General features: G+C 66.6%; 2 protein-coding genes and 1 pseudogene. All 3 read right to left on the bottom strand.

All coding sequences use genetic code 11. The annotated features are described in order from the left end of the window. A partial coding sequence (gene cmk / locus YO9_RS0115810) for a (d)CMP kinase (protein WP_016998368.1) occupies nt 1-522 on the bottom strand: 522 nt, incomplete at its 3' end. Continuing rightward, entirely contained in the window at nt 522-1634 is a 1113-nt protein-coding gene (locus tag YO9_RS0115805) for a prephenate dehydrogenase (RefSeq protein WP_223286712.1), read from the bottom strand. The genes cmk and YO9_RS0115805, both read right to left, overlap by 1 nt. Before the next feature lie 2 nt (nt 1635-1636). Further along, a pseudogene (locus YO9_RS0115800) lies at nt 1637-2649 on the bottom strand (pseudouridine synthase); the annotation flags it as partial.

Below are 2649 nucleotides of genomic sequence, written 5' to 3'. Positions count from 1 at the left end.
CGACGACGCCGCCGCGCCCAGTTGCTTGCCTCGCCGCGCCATGCGCGCTTCCTCCGAGGCGGTCAGCAGAATGCGCACGGTGGCATCCGGAGCGACCACGGTGGTGATGTCACGGCCCTCGGCCACCATCCGGTCGCCACTATCGGCAATGATCTGCCGCTGCATGGCCACCAGCACTTCACGAGCCGGGACGGTGGTTGCGATGGCAGAAACATTGTTGGTCACGTCATCCCCGCGGATCTCGGACCGGACGTCCTGACCGTCCACGGCGATGCGCTCACCGTTGGGATCGGTGCCCATGTCCAGGGGAACGGAGCGGGTGGCCTGCACAATGGCGTCCGCGTCCGTGAGGTCCACGTTCGTGTGCAGGCACCACCAGGTCACGGCGCGGTACATCGCACCGGTGTCCAGGTAGGCCAAGTTGAAGCGGCGCGCCACTTCCTTGGACACGGAGGACTTCCCGGAACCGGAAGGTCCGTCGATGGCGACCACCAAGCGGGCGTTCTCATCGCGTGCGTCCATTACTGCACCACCTTCCAGTTGCGTTCGTTCAAAGCGTTCACGAGATCGTCGCGGCGGTTGGGATCCACCGAGACCACCACGAGTCCCACCGGTTGGCCGGGTGAGTGCTCGAGGCGCATGTCCTCCAGGTTGATCCCGTCCTCCCCGATCTCGGTGAGCAGGCGGGCAATGGTGCCCGGGGTGTCGTCCACGGCCACGGTGAGTGTGGCGAACGCCTTGGGAGCGCCACCGTGCTTACCGGGAATCCGGGCTTGGCCTGAGTTGCCCTCGGCCATGAGCTGAGCGATGTCCAGTCGAGCACCACCGGCCATCGGGTTCTCCAGTGTGGAGATCAACCGATCCAGATCCGTGCGTACCTCGTGGAGGGATTCCACGATGGGACGTGCGTTGGCGGAGAGGATCTGCACCCACAGCGACGGATCGGAACCCGCAATGCGCGTGGTGTCCCGCAGCCCCTGTCCTGCCAAGGACAAGTGGTGCAACGGGGTGTCCTGCAGTCGAGAAGCCAACAACGAGGACATCACCTGCGGCAGGTGCGAAATCAACGCCACGGTCTCATCGTGCTCGGCCGCGTCCATCACGGTCACGGTCGCGCCCAGGTCAACGGCCAGGTTCTTGGCCGTAGTGATGGCCCGTGCGCTGGTCGTTTCGGTTGGGCAGATCACCCACGGCATGGAGGTGAACAGCTCACCGCGGGCCGCCACGGGACCGGACTTCTCGCGTCCGGCCATGGGATGCGTCCCCACGTAGCGGGACAGATCCGCCCCGGCCGCCGCGACGTCGTCGAGAATCGAAGACTTGACCGAGGCAATGTCGATGACCACGGCGTTCGGGAAATCCAACAGTGCCTCGACCACGAGCTCGGAGACCACGTCCGGCGGTGCCGCCACGACCACGAGGGCGGGGTCGGACAGCCTCTGACCCGCCTCGTGAACGGCACGCACCGACTGGCCAGCACCGATGTCCTGGGCCACGGCCTCCGTGGTGGGCGAGGCATCGCGCACGTAAACGCGCACACCCAGGTGCTGAAGCCCCAGGCCGATGCTCGCGCCCAGAAGCCCCGCACCGATCACCAGGACCGGTCCGGATGTGGAAGCAATTGCTGGGACCACCGTTACATCCCCACCGATGCGAGCAGGGTGCCCACCTCGGTGTGGGACAGCTTGCGCACCACACCCTGGCGCTGATCACCAATGGCGATCGGGCCCACCTGGTGCGTGCGAGCCGCTCGACCGGGTGGCCCACGGCATCGAACATGCGGCGGACGATGCGGTTGCGGCCGGTGTGAAGCACGACCTCGATCAGCACGTGTCCGGGCTTGGAGTCGATGAGCTTGAACGAATCGACCTTGGCGATGCCGTCCTCGAGCTTGATGCCTTCGCGCATCTGCTTGCCCACACCCTTTTCCACGGGGCCGTGCACCTGGACCAGGTAGGTCTTGGGCACCTCGTAGGAGGGGTGGGTCAGGCGGTTGGTGAGTTCGCCGTCGTTGGTGAGTAGCAGCAGGCCCTCGGTCTCAACGTCCAAGCGACCCACGTGGAACACGCGCTCGTGCTTGCGGACGTCCAAGAAGTCACTTACGCAACGGCGGCCGTCCGGGTCCTCCATGGTGGAGACCACGCCGGTCGGCTTGTTGAACGAGTAGTAGACGAGCTTCTCGTCGGTCTGGATGCGCATGCCATCCACATGGACGCTCTGCAGCGCGGGATCAACGCGCACGCCCAGTTCGTTGACGATCTGGCCGTCCACTTCCACGCGGCCGTCCAGGATCATTTCCTCGCACACGCGCCGCGAGGCCACACCGGCCTGGGCCATGAGCTTCTGCAGGCGCACGCCGTTCTCGTCGTGGGCTTCCAGACGATCGACGGGCGGGTTCTTGGGACGACGCCGCCGGTGCGGGCCGTGCTCCTTGATCGCCGAGGCGCGGCGCTCGTACTTGTCCACGCCGCCAAAGGCGCGAGGCTTCTGCGGACCCTTCTGACCCGCCGAAGCCTTGGGCTTACCGGGCCCGGACTTGGGTCCGGTTTTCGGACCGGACTTGAAGCCGCCCTTGGGGCCCGCTTTGGAGCCCTTGCCGCGACCCTGCGGACCGCGAGCGCCGCCGCCGGGCTTGCCGCCGCCGCGGGA

Origin of the sequence: Kocuria atrinae C3-8 (assembly GCF_000286355.1) — a bacterium.
Classification (GTDB): domain Bacteria; phylum Actinomycetota; class Actinomycetes; order Actinomycetales; family Micrococcaceae; genus Kocuria; species Kocuria atrinae_A.
The sequence above is the reverse complement of the archived record's forward strand: the minus strand, read 5'-3'. Positions and strand labels throughout refer to the sequence as shown.